The organism is Geomonas sp. Red32 (assembly GCF_023652955.1).
Lineage (GTDB): Bacteria > Desulfobacterota > Desulfuromonadia > Geobacterales > Geobacteraceae > Geomonas.
Map to the genome: position 1 here is coordinate 398,658 of NZ_JAKLOY010000002.1, position 14,012 is coordinate 412,669.

15 protein-coding genes are annotated in these 14,012 nt (G+C 60.9%); 1 reads left to right on the forward strand and 14 read right to left on the reverse strand.

The features are described from left to right. Nucleotides 1-85 precede the first annotated feature (85 nt). The 8 genes from L4X63_RS08655 to amrS form a co-directional block, all read right to left on the reverse strand. Complete coding sequence (locus tag L4X63_RS08655) at nucleotides 86-472, reverse strand: VOC family protein (RefSeq protein WP_250678210.1); 387 nt, start codon at nucleotides 470-472, stop codon at nucleotides 86-88. Nucleotides 473-641: 169 nt separating this feature from the next. Continuing rightward, on the reverse strand, nucleotides 642-1,094 hold the full coding sequence (locus L4X63_RS08660; protein WP_250678211.1) for a tetratricopeptide repeat protein: 453 nt from the start codon (nucleotides 1,092-1,094) through the stop codon (nucleotides 642-644). A 58-nt stretch (nucleotides 1,095-1,152) separates the two neighbouring features. After that, nucleotides 1,153-1,773 carry an HAD family hydrolase gene (locus L4X63_RS08665; protein ID WP_250678212.1) on the reverse strand — a complete coding sequence of 207 codons (621 nt, stop codon included), beginning with the start codon at nucleotides 1,771-1,773 and terminating at the stop codon, nucleotides 1,153-1,155. 28 nt (nucleotides 1,774-1,801) lie between these two features. Further along, nucleotides 1,802-2,107: an HNH endonuclease gene (locus L4X63_RS08670; protein WP_250678213.1), complete on the reverse strand. Its 306-nt coding sequence runs from the start codon at nucleotides 2,105-2,107 to the stop codon at nucleotides 1,802-1,804. A gap of 234 nt (nucleotides 2,108-2,341) precedes the next feature. Next, nucleotides 2,342-2,788 (reverse strand): ribonuclease HI, encoded by a 447-nt coding sequence (rnhA, locus tag L4X63_RS08675; RefSeq protein ID WP_250678214.1) that lies wholly within the window; start codon nucleotides 2,786-2,788, stop codon nucleotides 2,342-2,344. Then, a complete protein-coding gene (locus tag L4X63_RS08680) occupies nucleotides 2,778-3,431 on the reverse strand; it encodes a lysophospholipid acyltransferase family protein (protein WP_250678215.1) in 654 nt (217 codons plus the stop codon). The genes rnhA and L4X63_RS08680 overlap by 11 nt, the downstream gene beginning before the upstream one ends. Nucleotides 3,432-3,701: 270 nt before the next feature. Further along, nucleotides 3,702-5,267, reverse strand: coding sequence for a sensor histidine kinase (locus L4X63_RS08685; protein ID WP_250678216.1), 1,566 nt, complete (start codon nucleotides 5,265-5,267; stop codon nucleotides 3,702-3,704). A 3-nt stretch (nucleotides 5,268-5,270) separates the two neighbouring features. Further along, the gene (amrS, locus tag L4X63_RS08690; RefSeq protein WP_250678217.1) at nucleotides 5,271-6,284 is read right to left on the reverse strand and encodes an AmmeMemoRadiSam system radical SAM enzyme; all 1,014 of its coding nucleotides are present in this window, start codon (nucleotides 6,282-6,284) and stop codon (nucleotides 5,271-5,273) included. Nucleotides 6,285-6,729: 445 nt separating this feature from the next. Here amrS and L4X63_RS08695 point away from each other — a divergent pair, with 445 nt between their 5' ends. Next, the gene (locus tag L4X63_RS08695) at nucleotides 6,730-6,879 is read left to right on the forward strand and encodes a hypothetical protein (RefSeq protein WP_250678218.1); all 150 of its coding nucleotides are present in this window, start codon (nucleotides 6,730-6,732) and stop codon (nucleotides 6,877-6,879) included. A 732-nt stretch (nucleotides 6,880-7,611) separates the two neighbouring features. Here L4X63_RS08695 and L4X63_RS08700 read toward each other — a convergent pair. The 6 genes from L4X63_RS08700 to mreC all read right to left on the reverse strand — a co-directional run bounded on the left by L4X63_RS08700 (nucleotide 7,612) and on the right by mreC (nucleotide 13,969). Beyond that, the gene (locus L4X63_RS08700) at nucleotides 7,612-7,992 is read right to left on the reverse strand and encodes a hypothetical protein (protein ID WP_250678219.1); all 381 of its coding nucleotides are present in this window, start codon (nucleotides 7,990-7,992) and stop codon (nucleotides 7,612-7,614) included. A gap of 357 nt (nucleotides 7,993-8,349) precedes the next feature. After that, nucleotides 8,350-9,489 carry a tRNA-queuosine alpha-mannosyltransferase domain-containing protein gene (locus L4X63_RS08705; RefSeq protein ID WP_250678220.1) on the reverse strand — a complete coding sequence of 380 codons (1,140 nt, stop codon included), beginning with the start codon at nucleotides 9,487-9,489 and terminating at the stop codon, nucleotides 8,350-8,352. A 12-nt stretch (nucleotides 9,490-9,501) separates the two neighbouring features. Further along, on the reverse strand, nucleotides 9,502-10,602 hold the full coding sequence (gene rodA, locus L4X63_RS08710; protein ID WP_250678221.1) for a rod shape-determining protein RodA: 1,101 nt from the start codon (nucleotides 10,600-10,602) through the stop codon (nucleotides 9,502-9,504). A gap of 64 nt (nucleotides 10,603-10,666) precedes the next feature. Further along, nucleotides 10,667-12,655, reverse strand: a complete 1,989-nt coding sequence (mrdA, locus tag L4X63_RS08715) for a penicillin-binding protein 2 (protein WP_250678222.1) — start codon at nucleotides 12,653-12,655, stop codon at nucleotides 10,667-10,669. Next, nucleotides 12,652-13,137 carry a rod shape-determining protein MreD gene (gene mreD / locus L4X63_RS08720; protein WP_250678223.1) on the reverse strand — a complete coding sequence of 162 codons (486 nt, stop codon included), beginning with the start codon at nucleotides 13,135-13,137 and terminating at the stop codon, nucleotides 12,652-12,654. Before mreD ends, mrdA begins: the two co-directional genes overlap by 4 nt. A 7-nt stretch (nucleotides 13,138-13,144) precedes the next feature. Further along, nucleotides 13,145-13,969, reverse strand: a complete 825-nt coding sequence (mreC, locus tag L4X63_RS08725) for a rod shape-determining protein MreC (protein ID WP_250678224.1) — start codon at nucleotides 13,967-13,969, stop codon at nucleotides 13,145-13,147. Nucleotides 13,970-14,012 lie beyond the last annotated feature (43 nt).

Here is a 14,012-nt window from a genome sequence, read left to right on the forward strand (position 1 = left end):
GCGCCTCCCAATGCAACCGGGAAGGAGGGGATAGGTTCAAGTAATCGTGAGGGAGGAGAGTATTTTCTCCGGAAGATAGGCGGGATCACTCTCCCCGCGTGTAGCTGATGGCGGTGATGATGGCTCCCTGGGGGTCCCGGATCACGCAGAAGCGCCCCACCCTGGGTATGTCGGTCGGCTCGACCAGTACCTTGCCGCCCAGCTCGGGAGCCTTCCTGGCGGTGGCGTCGACGTCGGTAACGGTCACATAGATCCCCCAGTGGCTGGTCCCGAGCCCCTCGACCGAAGGTGTCTCGACGATGCCACCCACCTCGCGGCCGTTCACCTTGATGAGGCGGTACCCTTCCTTGCCGGTCCACGGCTCCGTGCTCCAGCCAAAGAGCCTGGTGTAGAACCGCTCGGCGCCGCTCACGTCGGTAGTCCGTAGTTCGAACCAGCTGAAGGAACCCTGTTTGCGGAACTCTTCGGACATGTCGGGCCTCCCTTGATAAGGCTTTTCCCGTTCCAGTCTAATTATTACCAGATATCGATGATAGGCAACCCGCCGCAAAGGGGGAGGAGGCAGAAAAGGGGAAATGGAGGAGAAGACGGGGACCGGCGCCGGGAGGGAGCCCCAAGGGATCTGCCAGGCCGGGTGCCCTTCATCGCAGGTGGAGACGGAAAAGGAGCTTTCCGAGGTACTTGTTGAGGACGTGGTCCCGGGAGAGAAACGAGATGACCGGGGGCTTGCGGTTACCGAGCCGCTCGAGCAGGGAGAGGATCTCCGGGTTTCCCCCCGCCCCCATCCCCTGGCGGAGGACGGTGAGTGCCTCGATCTTGTCGCCGGCAATGAGGTGGACCTTGGCGAGGTTCAGATAGTGGACGGGATTGCCGGGCTCGGCCTGGACCGATTGGGCGCAGAAGGCGGCCCCCTTTCTCACCTGCCCCCGCTCCTTGGCGATGCAGTACCCGAGATAGGAAAGCCAGGAAGGATTCTCCTCCCCTTTGAGGCCCCGTTCCAGAAAAGCGAGGGCGGAGGTCGTTTCCCCGGCGGCCAGGGCTTCCAAGGCCCGCTGGAGAAGCTTGTCGGAGTCAGAGGTTGCCGTGTGGTCCATGTTTTCACCTCGTGATGCTCGACCTGCCGAATTTTCTGCTGCCGGCCCGGGAGAAAACCTACAAAAGCCGGAGAAGATCCAGGTGATGATCGATTCGCGCCAAGCCGGGAAGATCGCCGCGGTAGGCCACGAAGGGGACCCCGGCACCTTCCGCCGCGCGGCGGTCGACGTCGGAATCGCCGACGAAAAGCGCCTCGGCCGGCGACAGCCCGAACTGGTCCAGAACCTTGAAAAGCGGCTCCGGATGCGGTTTCGGGTTGGCGACTTTCCCCGCCGTCATGACGCAGCTGAAAAAACGGTCGAGACCGAAGGATTCCAGCAGGTAATCCATGGAACTCGCCCGGTTGGTGCAGACCGCCAGTTCGACCTTGCCGTGCAAGGCTTCCAGCGTTTCCTTGAGACCCGCTTCCATCGCCATGAGAGGAAAGAGTTTGCGGTAGTCGATGCTGGCCGAAAACTTCCGCACCTCGGGCATACGGTCGTCGCCGGCGAAGAGGTACTCGAGGACGTCCTTGTTGCAGTAGGTGTGGAGGATCCGCATGGTCTCGCGATCGTCACGGTCCAGCGGGCTCTTCCCGAAACGTTCGATGATCTGGGTATAAAAGGCGAAGTTCGCTTCAAACGAGTCGAACATCACACCGTCGCAGTCGTAGATGACCGCTTTTATCTTTTGCTTCACTGGTAACTCCGAAATAAGCCGGGCCCGATCAGTTCCCGCCTTCGGCGGACAACGAGGTCAGGTACTCTTCCCACTCAATGGGAAGCATGTGCTTCTTCTTGTTGTTGCATTCCTTGCAGCACGGCACCACGTTGCCCTTGCTGCTCTTACCACCCCGTATCACGGGGACCACGTGATCCATGGAGAGATCGGAGGGATGGAAGCTCTGGCGGCACCAATGACAGACCCCTTTGCCTATCCGGTTCTTCCACCACTGGCTCTTGCGAAGCTCCCGCGCCTTTCCGCGCTCCCGCTTGATCTCCTCTTCACTCACCTCGATGATGAAGTAGTCCAAACATCCTCCAGCATGTTCCCGGACGGCGGCTGGCAAAGCCGGCCTGGCGTCCCCCCTTTCCAGCGTTCTTCGGGGACTTCCGGGGACGCTGGAAAGTACCCCTTGCGAAGGTTCTTCGAGGACGCTGGAAAGTCCCCCTTTGAAAAAGGGGGATTTAGGGGGATTTGGTTTCCGAGTCAAATCCCCCCCGCCCCCCCTTTTTCAAAGGGGGGAGACCTGACTTCTTCCCCTGCCCTAGCGGAGCTTTTCCCTCCGGAAAGTCTCGATGGCCCCGCGGGCCAGCTCGTCGCAGCGCTCGTTCTCCACATGGCCGTTATGGCCGCGGATCCAGGCCCACTTGATCTTGTGGACCTTGGAGAGCGCCAGCAGCTTTTCCCAGAGGTCGCGGTTAAGGACCGGTTCCTTTTTGCTGTTGACCCACCCCTTGCGGACCCAGCCGTGGAGCCACTCGGTCATCCCCTTGACGAGGTACTGGGAATCCGTGGTCACCACCACCTCGCACGGCCGGGTGAGCGCCTCCAGGGCGGCGATGGCAGCCATCATCTCCATCCGGTTGTTGGTGGTATCCCCGTCGGCGCCGGAGAGCTCCTTCACCTTACCGGCACAGCGAAGGATGCTCCCCCACCCACCGACCCCGGGATTACCGCTGCATGCTCCGTCCGAAAAGATCTCAACCAGCATTAACGTAGGCCCCTTCCTTCTTCAGCAGCCCGGCGATAGCGTCCATCACGCGGTCGATGATCAACTGGTGAGTCTCCTTGCAGTCGGGAAGCTGGTACAGATCGCTGAAATCGATCGGCTCCCCGAAGGTGACACTCCCCTCGGCACCGAGCGAGGGGAAGTGCCAGTGATTGATGCCGGCCAGGGCGGTCGGAATGACCTGCGGCCTGGTGTCGTAGATGATCTTGCCGGCCCCGCGGTTCCCCTTGCCGAGCACACCGTCGCGGTGCCTGGTCCCCTCCGGGTACAGCATCACCTTCTGGTCGGCCAGGAGATCGTTGATCACCTTTCCGGCCCGAACGTCCCTCCCCCGCTTGACGGGAAAGGCACCCCAGGAGCGGTAAATGAGCCCCTTCACCGGATTTTGGAACAACTCTTCCTTGGCGGGAGCCCAGATCATCTGCAGCGGGTTCCCCTTCACGACGGCCCAGGGAAGAAAGATGGTATCGTAGGCGGAGATGTGATTGGACGCGATCATGACGCCGCCGGAGCGCGGAATGTTGCGGGCGCCCTTGATGGCGAAGCGGTTGAGACCGGAAGCGTAGCTCCCGATAACCCATATGGAGAAGGTGACCCAGCAGCGGCGAAGAAGTGAAGCTCTCAAGGGACCCTCGCGGTAATTGAAATGTCCTGCCGATTCAAACTCGTTGTATAGCATGAATGGTGGACAACCGGCAACCGTTTCCGCCCCCAGGGGAGTGAGGAGTCCCCTCGCCCCTTCAGGGAAAAGGGTGCCAATGGCGGGCAACTTCATCAGCTAGGGTGGGAACCGTGCCCGCACGGAACCGGGAGAAGGAGATTTAGTCAGTCAGGTAGGGTGGGCAACCCGTGCCCCGCGCGGAACCGGAGACGAACGCCAGGGGAAACGGTTTTTTCAGCTCGGGAGGGTGAAGTAGAAGGTCGCGCCGCAGCCGGTCTGCCCCTCGCCCCAGATGCGTCCGTTGTGGCGGGAGATGATGCGCCGGACGGTGGCGAGCCCAAGCCCGGTGCCGGGGTATTCCTGGGAAGAATGGAGGCGGCGGAACGGCTTGAAGAGATCGTCGGTACGGACGGCGTCGAAGCCGGTTCCGTTATCCTTGACGTAGAAGACGGTTTCTCCGTCGGCGGAGGTCGCCGAGCCGATCTCGATAACCGGGTCGTCGACCTTCGAGGTGTACTTCCAGGCGTTCTGGATCAGGTTCTCCATCACGATCCCGAGGAGTTGGAAATCCCCGGTAGCCCGCAATGAGGGGGCAATGCGGATCTCGACCTTCCGCCCGGGATCGGTCTGCCGCAGGTCCCTGACCTTCTCGGAAGCGATCTTGCTGATATCAACCGTCCCCCACAGGATCTCCATATCGGTCACCCGGGAGAGGTTCATCAGCGCGTTGAGCAGCGCCTCGACTTGGACGCAACCGTCGTTTACCGATTTCAGGTAGAAGACACCGTTGATGTCCAGCCGGTCGCGGTAGTCGAGGAGCATCTGGGCATAGCTGTAGATCCTGGTGAGGGGGGTGCGGAGATCATGAGAGATGGCGTGGCTGAAGCCTTGCAGTTCCCGGTTCACCTGCTGCAGCTCGGCGGTTTGCTGGGAAAGTGCCGCGTTGAGCGCCCGGATCTCCTCTTCGGCACGCTTGCGCTGGGTGATGTCGATAATGACCCCGGCCATTCCTCCCCGACCGGTGACCTGATCCCGGTAGTAGGAACGGCAGAAAAGGACATCGCGGACCTCGCCATCCTCCCGTGTCACCGAGATCTCGCTGACGGAAACGCTCTCCCCTTCCCTGCGGCTGACGTCCAGGGGGTTGCTCACGCTCAGGGGGACGACCTCGGAGAGTTTCCTCCCGATCAGCCGCTCGCGGGGGCGGCACACCCACTGGGCGAAGGCGGAATTGCACCAGATGAAGCGCCCGCCGTCATCCTGGTAGTACACGGGGTTGGGAATGGTATCGATAAGGTGCTGGAGAAGGGCCGCCTGCTCCGCGGCGATATGCTCGACGAGTTTCCGGTCACTTATATCCCTGATAACCTCGATCCCGGCGGTGACCCGGCCGCTGCCGTCCTTTAAGGGGGACCCGAGGATCTCGAAAAAGCGGGTGTCGTCGCCGATCCGTTTTTTGAATTCCACCTTCCGGGGGAGGCCGTCGTGGAAGGTCTCCACCAGGTGACAGCCCGGGCAGGGAGCCGGCTCGTTGCGGTAGGCCTGGTAGCACGGCTCCCCGACATGGTTTCCCATCAGCTCCTGGTGGGCACGGTTCTGATAGATAACCTTCAATTCGGGGTCCTGGATGGAGATGGCGTCGTGGATAGCCTCCACCATGACCACCAGACCGGCGCGCTCCTCCTCAGCGGACGACACCGCCTGGCGAAGCTCGGCCTGCAGGTTCACCCGCTCCTTCCGGAGGCAAACGGCGTACGCGCAGGATGCCGTGGCCGCCAGCAGGAGAAGGAATTGGTTCATGGCCTAGCTCCAGATCCCGTCCAGCTCGAAACCGCAGCCGGAACAACTACCGTGGGATAGCAGGTTCTTTTCGATGAGGTAGCCGTAGCGCTTGACGAGGAGCGCGCGGCAGGAGGGACAGTAGGTATTTTCTCCCCCCTCGCCGGGGACGTTCCCCTCGTAGACGTAGCGAAGACCTGCCTGCTGGCCGATGTCGCGTGCGGCCCTGAGGGTCGCGACGGGGGTGCGGGGCTCGTTCAGGAGCCGGTAGGTGGGATAAAACTGCGTGACGTGCCAAGGAGTGCCGGCGCCTATTTCGCCGGCGATGAAGGAGGCGATCTGCCGGAGTTCCTCGGGAGAGTCGTTGCGGTTGGGTATGATCAGGGTGGTCAGTTCGATCCAAATCCCCAACTCCTTGTATTTCTTGATGGTGTCGAGGACGCCGGACAAGGTGGCACCGGCCACCTCGCGGTAGAACTTTTCGCTGTACCCTTTCAGGTCGATATTGGCCGCGTCGAGGTAAGGGGCGATGGCTTCCAGGGCCTGATCGGTGATGTAGCCGTTGGTTACGAAGATGTTCTTGAGACCGGCGGCATGCGCCTGGACGGCGATGTCGTAGGCATATTCGAAGAAGATGGTCGGCTCGGTGTAGGTGTAGGAAATGGATTGGCAACCGGCGGCGACGGCATTGGCCACCACCTGTTCGGGGGGAACGAATTCTCCGGAGAAGGCTACCCGATCCTCTTCCGGCTGCGAGATGCCGTAGTTCTGGCAGTGAAGGCAGCGGAAGTTGCAACCGACGGTGGCGATGGAGTATGAGCGGCTGCCGGGAAGGACGTGGTAAAGCGGCTTCTTCTCGATGGGATCGACCTGTTCGGCGACCACCCGTCCGTAGACCAATGTGTAGAGGGTGCCGTCACGGTTTTCGCGGACCCGGCAGTGCCCTCTCCTTCCCGGGGTGATCAGGCAGTGAAAGCGGCACAGATGGCAGCGGACGTCCCCTCCTTCGAGCTTGTCATAAAAGAGAGCTTCCTTCACAACGGTCCCCCCACGCGAAAGCCAGCACAATTAAAGGGAATTAACCTTAACACTTCCCGGGCGCTTTTTCCACCATAAAAAAAGGAGCCGCCAGGGAGTATCCACCTCTGTTTTATAAATCAAACATGTTTTCGACGGCTGGCAACAAAAAAAAAGTGAAAAAAGTTCCCGACGTTGACGTAAGGAAAAACCAAAGCGTCCAAAAACGACATACCTTTGTTTTAAAACTATTTTCACATATAATATTGGGTACTTACGCAAAAAAGCAAATCTGGACCAGCGGTCAGATTCGCCGGTGTTTTAAAATCTCGACTCGCTGCAAGCGGCGGCACGATAGTGTAAACAGTTGTTTTAGGTCACTTTTTCACAAAAATGGCACTTGCGTGTATCCATAGTGTTCTATATAGTGTGACCATCACAAATGTGCAGATAAGGAGATTTGACCATGCGTTGCCCGAATTGTAACAGCCACAAGAACATCGAGATCGACATCCACTCCGACGGTTATGCCAAAGACCTTTTCGAATGCACCTCCTGCGGTGTCATCTGGGTCGAGAAGTCCAACGAAGTGATCACCATCAAGAACGCCGCCTAACCAGGGATAAGGGGCGCCTCCGGGCGCCCCTCCTCTACCTCCCCCCCTTCGATACCCCTCATCACAATTTCCACTCCCTGCAACGCTTCTCCGCACCGCTAGTACCGCGTTAACCGATGGCAGCTTCCGCCCCGTGCGCTTACCTTAAGCTAACCACAGCATTCAATAAGCTAAATGGGGTGTCACTTAAGCTAAACATGGTCGCAGTTAAGCTAAAGTCCCTGTTGTTTTTCTTAAAGTGACCCAACTTTAAGCTAAACACGGTCCTGGATGGAAAAATCACACCGCATGGTAACGATGCCTGCGTCGATTTTATGCACCATGGCCAGGTAGCGACGCCGTTTTGAGCCTTTTACCGAAAAAGAACGGCATCAATAACCTGCGGCACCCCTTCCGCAGCTAAACATGAGACGTACCTGCCCCTCATGGGCCTACCAGAATTTAATTTGAAGGTGTCGATGACGGTGGGAATCGTTTTTCTGGGGACGGTGGGGTGAACTTTTTATATTTGAAGAGCGTGTTTAAGAAAAAGCTGACCTCATTTTGCTTAAGTAACACCTTACATTAGTAAATGCAGCCCAGCTTTTGCTTAACGCTAGCGTGGTGCGAGGACATGAAAAACCCGGCGGTTGTCCAACTGCAGTTGGACCGGATTCCGCCGGGGTCGTTTTGGAACGTGAGGCGTAGCGCCGACTGTCGTGAGGGAGGTTTAGCGGCCGGGGAGTCCCGCGGCTAGTTTGCGGCCACCGCTTTCACGGCTTTGCGGACTCTCTTCCTGCTTTTCTTCGTGACGACGCTGGTATTCAGCAGCATGTCGATATCTCTTTCCTCCGCCATCACTGCCACGTAATGCAGTATCTTCTGGATCCGCCCATCGAGATCCTTCCGCGCCGTCTTGCGCGCGGCGATGTGCAGGCGATTACCGGTCCGGCTGCCTTCGAACATCTCCCGGAACCAATCGGTGCATTTCTGAAGCACGCTCTGCGATCCGAGTTTTTCCTCCGGCCACCCCTGCTGGAAGATGGCGAGGGCGAAGAGTGTTGTAAAGAAGGTGTTGACGTTGGCCAGAAACGAGGCATCCGTGCCGGTTCCATTAAACTTGAGCTCGTCCATGATGTGTCCTCCTTGTTGTCCGGTGATTGGCTATCTACCAAGGAGCATTTCAACTAGAGTGCCAACACGGCAGGAGCGCGCCACAAAACAACATAAGGCTTATATAATTACACTTTTCACACCTGTACCATCTTCTGCCGATGCAAACTTCCCCAGCCATTTGTACTTTACCTGCACATCGCCGCAGGCGGATCCAGGATAGGAGTTTGATAACACTGAAAGTTCGGGACTTGACCAGAATGGTCAGGGGTTGGACCGCAAGCAGTTGGACGGGCGGCAGCTCTTGCCGCTAAGGTCTGAGAGCGAGAGGCACCTGGCAGAGCTGGTCCCTCTCCTCACCCGGGGAAGGAAAGGGATTTACGAGAGGGGAAAAGTGACTGCGGGGGTTTCGTTGCCGGCGGCGAGTCGTTCGAAGAAGCCGTCATAGACGGGAGCGAGATGGCTCCAGTCGTAACGGGTGACGAAATCGGCGAGGAGGGGCCCCGCTTGCTTCCCTTGCAGGAGCGTGGTCAAGCGAGGGATGAGGTCGTCCTCCTCGCGGTAGAGCACCCGGGAGACCGCTTCGTCCGGCACGTGCTCGGGATAGGCGAGCCGCTCGGGCAAGAGGGCCTGGCAGCCGCAATAAAGGGCCTGGACGGTGCTGGCTCCGAAGAACTCCTGCCGCGAGGTGACCGGCAGGACGTCCGCCTTCCAGAGCCAGCCTGCGTAGTCGGCAAATTTCTCCTGATACCCCCAGCTCACGATCCGCGACGACAGCCTCTCCCGCGCCTCCTTGAAGACGGACGGCGACCTGCTGAAACTCTCTCCCAGCACCGCAAGCCTGAAATCCACCCCTTGGTCGGCCAGGTGGTAGAGCGCCGCGAAGAATTCCTCCGGCGCCTTGTCGTACTCCCACCGGTGGTTCCAGAGCACCAGGGGAGATTCCGGGGCGTCCGGCAGCTCGGGCCGGTAGCGGTCCAGTTTCTTGAGATCCAGCCCCAGGGGGAGTACCCGGCTCTTGGCGGCGATAGCAGGCACCGCGCCGGGATCGGCGGGGTCCGGGAACTTCTTCAGGAAGCCGGGGAGCGCTCCCAGAAAGGAGTCCTGGTGGTAGCGGGAGTTGAACAGCACCGCGTCGGCTGCCAGGGCGGAGGTGAAGTTGATGAAGGAGTAGTGGAGATCGCGCTGGATGGCCGGATCGGCGTCTCCCGGGGACCAGGGATAGGTGAGCTGGTTTTCATGGAAGTAGATGGCGCTCCGGCAACCGCTGGAGAGCTTCCGGGTAAGCCCGAGGAAGACCGCCAGGTCGAGCATGTCGGTGGCCAGGATCAGGTCGGGGGTAACGCCGGACTCGAGGAAACGGCCGGCGAGGGTAACGGCGCCGCCGTGCATCCGCCATTTCCAGTTCCGCCCCGGGAGGGTCAAAAGGTCCACCTGGTGACGGCTGTGGGAGGCGTACTCGTGCGCCCAGGCGGCATGCGAGCCGGTGCAGTACGGTTCAACGAGGGTGATGCGCAATCCTGCTCCCTCCTAGAACATGAAACGCCGCATGCTGATGTTGAGCAGGATGCCGACGCCGATCATCGAGGTGACCATGGAGGTCCCCCCGTAGGAGAAGAAGGGAAGCGGCACCCCCACCACCGGGAAGAGCCCGATGACCATCCCCATGTTGATGACGATGTGCCAGAAGAGCATGGCGCAGACCCCGACCGCCAGCAGCGCGCCGAAGCGGTCGTTGCAGCGTTTGGCGATACCCAGCCCCCACAGGATCAGGAACAGGTACAGGATGAGCATGACCAGGCAGCCGACGAAGCCCCATTCCTCACCGAAAACCGAGAAGGCGAAGTCGGTATGCTGTTCCGGGAGAAAGCGAAGCTGGGACTGGGTCCCGTGCAGAAACCCCTTACCGAAGGTACCCCCGGAGCCCACCGCGATCTTGCTCTGGATGATGTGGTATCCGCTCCCCTGCGGATCGAGATCGGGGTTGAGGAAGTTGTAGATGCGCTTCTTCTGGTAGTCGTGGAGGACGAACCGCCACCCTCCGTAGATCACCGGAATGGCGGCGGCGCAGATGGTGGCCAGGGCCGACCAGCGGACGCCGACGAAGAAGAGGATGGTCCAGGCGATCATGGCGACGAGGATGGCAGTCCCGAGGTCCGGCTGCTTCATGATGAGCAGGACCGGAGCACCGAGCAGCATCAGGGGATACAGGAGGTCCCGCAGGGTAAGTCCCTTGAAGACGGGGTAACGGCTGAAGAAGCGGGCGAAGGTGATGATGATGACGATCTTCATCGGCTCGGAGGGCTGAACGGTGAAGAAGCCGAGATGGATCCAGCGGGTGGCCCCCATGGAGGTCTTCCCGGCCACCAGGACCAGCACCAGCAGGAAGAGAACGCCGCCGTAGAGCCAGTAGGCGAAATCCTCGAGCATATGGTAGTCGAGACTGCAGACGGTGAGGCAGAGGACCACCCCGGCCACGATCCAGTAGATCTGCTTGAGGTAGTAGGGATGCCCCACCTCGCGGTAGGAGGATGTGGCGCTGTATATATTGACGACGCCGAAAGCGGAGATGAGAATAACCACCACCAAAAGCGTCCAGTCGAAGTTGGTGAAAAGCCGACGGTCAAACATCTAGGAATCCTCTGTTATGGGAAGAAAATCCGCCACGCCGATTGCCAATGCCTAAGATACTGCATCAGTGTACCTGGGGGCGGTCGGCGGCGGGCTTGGCCGCGGGCGGAGCCGGAAGGGTGGCAGCAGGGACGCCGCCTGCCGGTGCAGCGGGAGAGCCTGGGGCAGGCGCCGGTGCTCCCGGGCCGCTCCCCTCGCCTTCTCCTGCCGTCACCGCCTTCTTCGGTACCGGCTTCTTGATGACCCCCTTCTGCTCGAAGTAGGCTCTCAGCACCCGGCCGGCCACCGGGGCCGCGGCGGAACCGCCGTGCTCGCCGTGCTCGACGATGACCGCTACCGCGATCTCGGGCTTCTCGTAGGGGGCGTAGCCGACGAAGAGGGCGTGGTCGCGGTACTTGTAGGGTATGTCCCCCTTGACGGCACGGAGCTTGACGACCTGCGACGAGCCGGTCTTGCCGGCGACCTTGACCTCGGAGAGCCTTGCCATCCCGCCGGTGCCGTGCGGCTCGTTGACGACGGCGAAGAGCCCGTCCTTGATCAGCTTGTAGGTCTGCGGCTTGAGCGCGGCCTTCTGCAGCACCTGGGGCTGGAACTCCTTGATGACCTTGCCGTCGGAATCGACCACCTTCTTGACCAGGTGCGGCTGGAAGACGGTCCCCTCGTTGGCCACCGTCGAGATCATGGAGGCGAGTTGGATCGGGGTGGTCAGCACGTACCCCTGGCCGATGCCGACCGGGAGGGTCTCACCCGAGTACCATCTCTTGCCGAAGCGCTTGAGCTTCCAGGCCTGGGTCGGGATCAGGCCACCCTTCTCGTTGTCGAGCCCAACCCCGAGCGGGGCACCGAGTCCAAGCTTCCTAGCGTAGGCGGCGATGCGGTCGACGCCAAGCCGTTCGGCAAGCTTGTAGAAATAGACGTCGCAGGACTCCCGTAGCGCCTTTCTCAACTCAACGTGGCCGTGCCCCTTCTTGTCCCAGCAACGGAAGGTGGCGTTACCGAACTTGTAGTAGCCGGGGCAATCGACCGCCGTGTGCTCGTCGATCAGCCCTTCCTCCAGCCCCGCGATGGCGGTGACGATCTTGAAGGTCGAACCAGGAGGATACATCCCCCTGAGCGCCTTGTTCTCCAGGGGCCGTTTTTCGTCCTCCAGGTACCCTTTCCACTTGTCGGCCGGTATGCGGCCGGTGAAGAGGGCCGGGTCGAAGTTGGGACTGCTGGCGAAGGCGAGGATCTCCCCGGTGTTGACGTCCATGGCCACCGCGGCCCCCGCCCTCCCCGCCAAGGCTTCTTCCGCCGCCTTCTGCATCTCGACGTCGATGGTGAGCATGACGGTGTTCCCCACCATGGAGTTGGTCTCCTCCACGGTCCTCAGGAACCGCCCCCGGGCGTCGACCTCGATCTGGCGCCCCCCGTCGGTGCCGTGCAGGAAGCTCTCCCAGCTCCGTTCGATCCCGCTCTTGCCGGTATAGTCCCCGGCGTTGTAATCCTTGTAACGCTCGGTGCCGAGCTCGTCCTCGGAGACCTCGCCCAGGTACCCCAGGAGGTGGGCGGCCAGCTCGCCGTTGGCGTAGGCGCGGATCGGCTTCATCTCGATGTTGACCCCGGAAAGGGAGAGACGGTTCTCTTCGAGGAACTCCATCTGGTCGCGCGTGATCCCGGAGGCTACCACCAGCGGGTAATACTTGGCCCTCCCCTGCCCCTTGGTCCACTTGTCGACGATCTCCTGGCGGTCGAGCTTCAGGTAGCGCGCCAGGTTGCCGACCAGCTCATCCTTGTTCTTCACGTCCTGCGGGATGACGGCGACCGAGAAGGAAGGGGTGTTGGAGACCAGCACCTTGCCGTTACGGTCCACGATGGCCCCGCGCGGGGCGGCCACCGGCACGAACCGGAGGCGGTTGCTCTCGGACTGGTCCATCAGATTTTCGGTATCGATGATCTGGAGGTACCAGAGCCTGGTCAGGATCAGGAAGAACATGACGCAAGCGCCGAGGGAAATCCCGATCAGGCGGTGGGAGCCGTCGTCGTCGGGAAGGATGTTTTGCTGCGGTTTCATCGCGCCTCCTCGCTGGTGGGAAGCCTGAAGGTGAAGAAGATGGAGGCGACCAGCGCGTTGACGAGGGATTGGGGGATCAGGGCCGGGAGCACCGAGGCGTAGACGCCGTAGGAGACCGAGAAGACGGCAAGCATCAGCACGATAAGGAAGGCGTTGGCGATGGTGGCCAGGAAGGCTACCAGCACCAGCAGGGCCCGGTTGTCCGTGTAGAGCCGGTCGGCAAGCCCCGACAAGACGGTGAAGATGCAGAGATAGGAGAAGGCGTTGAGGCCGAGGTAGATGCCGCTGAAGCTGTCCTGCACGAGCCCGAGCAGGAAGGCCCCGAGCGCCGCCGGCCGGGTCGGCCACTTGAGCCCCAGGTACACGACCAGGATGATCAACAGGTTGGGCTGAAAGGGGTCCTGGAGATACTGGGGAAGAATGGTCATCTGGAGAAGCAGGGCCGCTGCCACCAGACCCGCTATTTTAAGGTACCTATTCATGGATCGTCTACTCCGGCATCTGCCGGATCAGCACCAGCATCTCTTCGAGCCTGCCGATGTTGACGGCGGGGCGCACCTCGATGGTCTGGAACACCCCGTACTGTCCCTTTTTTACCATGGTTACCTCCCCGATAGGAAGCCCCTTCGGGAAGACGCCGCCGATGCCGGAGGTGATCACGGTGTCGCCGACCTTGACATCCTCCTCCTTGACGGTGAACTCCATCGAACAGCGCCCGCCGCCGGCGCCGCGTACCACGCCCCGGGCGCGCGAACGCTGGATGATGGCGGCCATGGCGCTCGCGTGGTCGGTCAGCAGGAGCACCCGGGAGCTGTGGGGGGCAACCTTCACGAGCCTCCCTACCACCCCTCCGGCCGCCACCACCGGCATCCCCTCGGCCAGGCCGTCCATGCTCCCGCGGTCGACGACCAGGGTCTTGAACCAGGCGGAGCTGTCCTCGCCGATCACCGAAACCGCGACGGAGGGGGAGTTGATGGTCCCCTTGAGGTCGAGGAGCGCCTTCAGCCTCTCGTTGGCGATGATCGCCTCGTTGTTGGCGACGATCCGCTCGTTGAGCCGCTTGACACTCTGCCTGAGCTGCTTGTTCTCCCGCCGCACGTCCAAAAGGTCGATGTAATCGTTCCAGAGGGTGCTGACCGTGCCGTTGACGGCAGCCCCGCCCCGGGCCAGCGGGGCGGTGGTCCCCATCACCGCACGCTCGAGGGTGTTGGCGTGCTCCTTGTTCCTCAGGTTGAGGGCGTAGATAAAAAAGGCCGCCAGCAACAGGGATGCGGTGATCAGGAATCGCTTATGGCGGATAATGAAGTTTCTCATCGGTCTCAAGAAATGGTATAGGGGGCACCCGGCCCCCTATCAT

What these genes read in the sequence shown, in the direction of transcription:
- L4X63_RS08655 (WP_250678210.1), bottom strand. Translation starts at nt 472, where the DNA reads ATGTCCGAAGAGTTCCGCAAACAGGGTTCCTTCAGCTGGTTCGAACTA.
- L4X63_RS08660 (WP_250678211.1), bottom strand. Translation starts at nt 1,094, where the DNA reads ATGGACCACACGGCAACCTCTGACTCCGACAAGCTTCTCCAGCGGGCC.
- rnhA (WP_250678214.1), bottom strand. Translation starts at nt 2,788, where the DNA reads ATGCTGGTTGAGATCTTTTCGGACGGAGCATGCAGCGGTAATCCCGGG.
- L4X63_RS08685 (WP_250678216.1), bottom strand. Translation starts at nt 5,267, where the DNA reads ATGAACCAATTCCTTCTCCTGCTGGCGGCCACGGCATCCTGCGCGTAC.
- L4X63_RS08695 (WP_250678218.1), top strand. Translation starts at nt 6,730, where the DNA reads ATGCGTTGCCCGAATTGTAACAGCCACAAGAACATCGAGATCGACATC.
- L4X63_RS08700 (WP_250678219.1), bottom strand. Translation starts at nt 7,992, where the DNA reads ATGGACGAGCTCAAGTTTAATGGAACCGGCACGGATGCCTCGTTTCTG.
- rodA (WP_250678221.1), bottom strand. Translation starts at nt 10,602, where the DNA reads ATGTTTGACCGTCGGCTTTTCACCAACTTCGACTGGACGCTTTTGGTG.
- mrdA (WP_250678222.1), bottom strand. Translation starts at nt 12,655, where the DNA reads ATGAAACCGCAGCAAAACATCCTTCCCGACGACGACGGCTCCCACCGC.
- mreD (WP_250678223.1), bottom strand. Translation starts at nt 13,137, where the DNA reads ATGAATAGGTACCTTAAAATAGCGGGTCTGGTGGCAGCGGCCCTGCTT.
- mreC (WP_250678224.1), bottom strand. Translation starts at nt 13,969, where the DNA reads ATGAGAAACTTCATTATCCGCCATAAGCGATTCCTGATCACCGCATCC.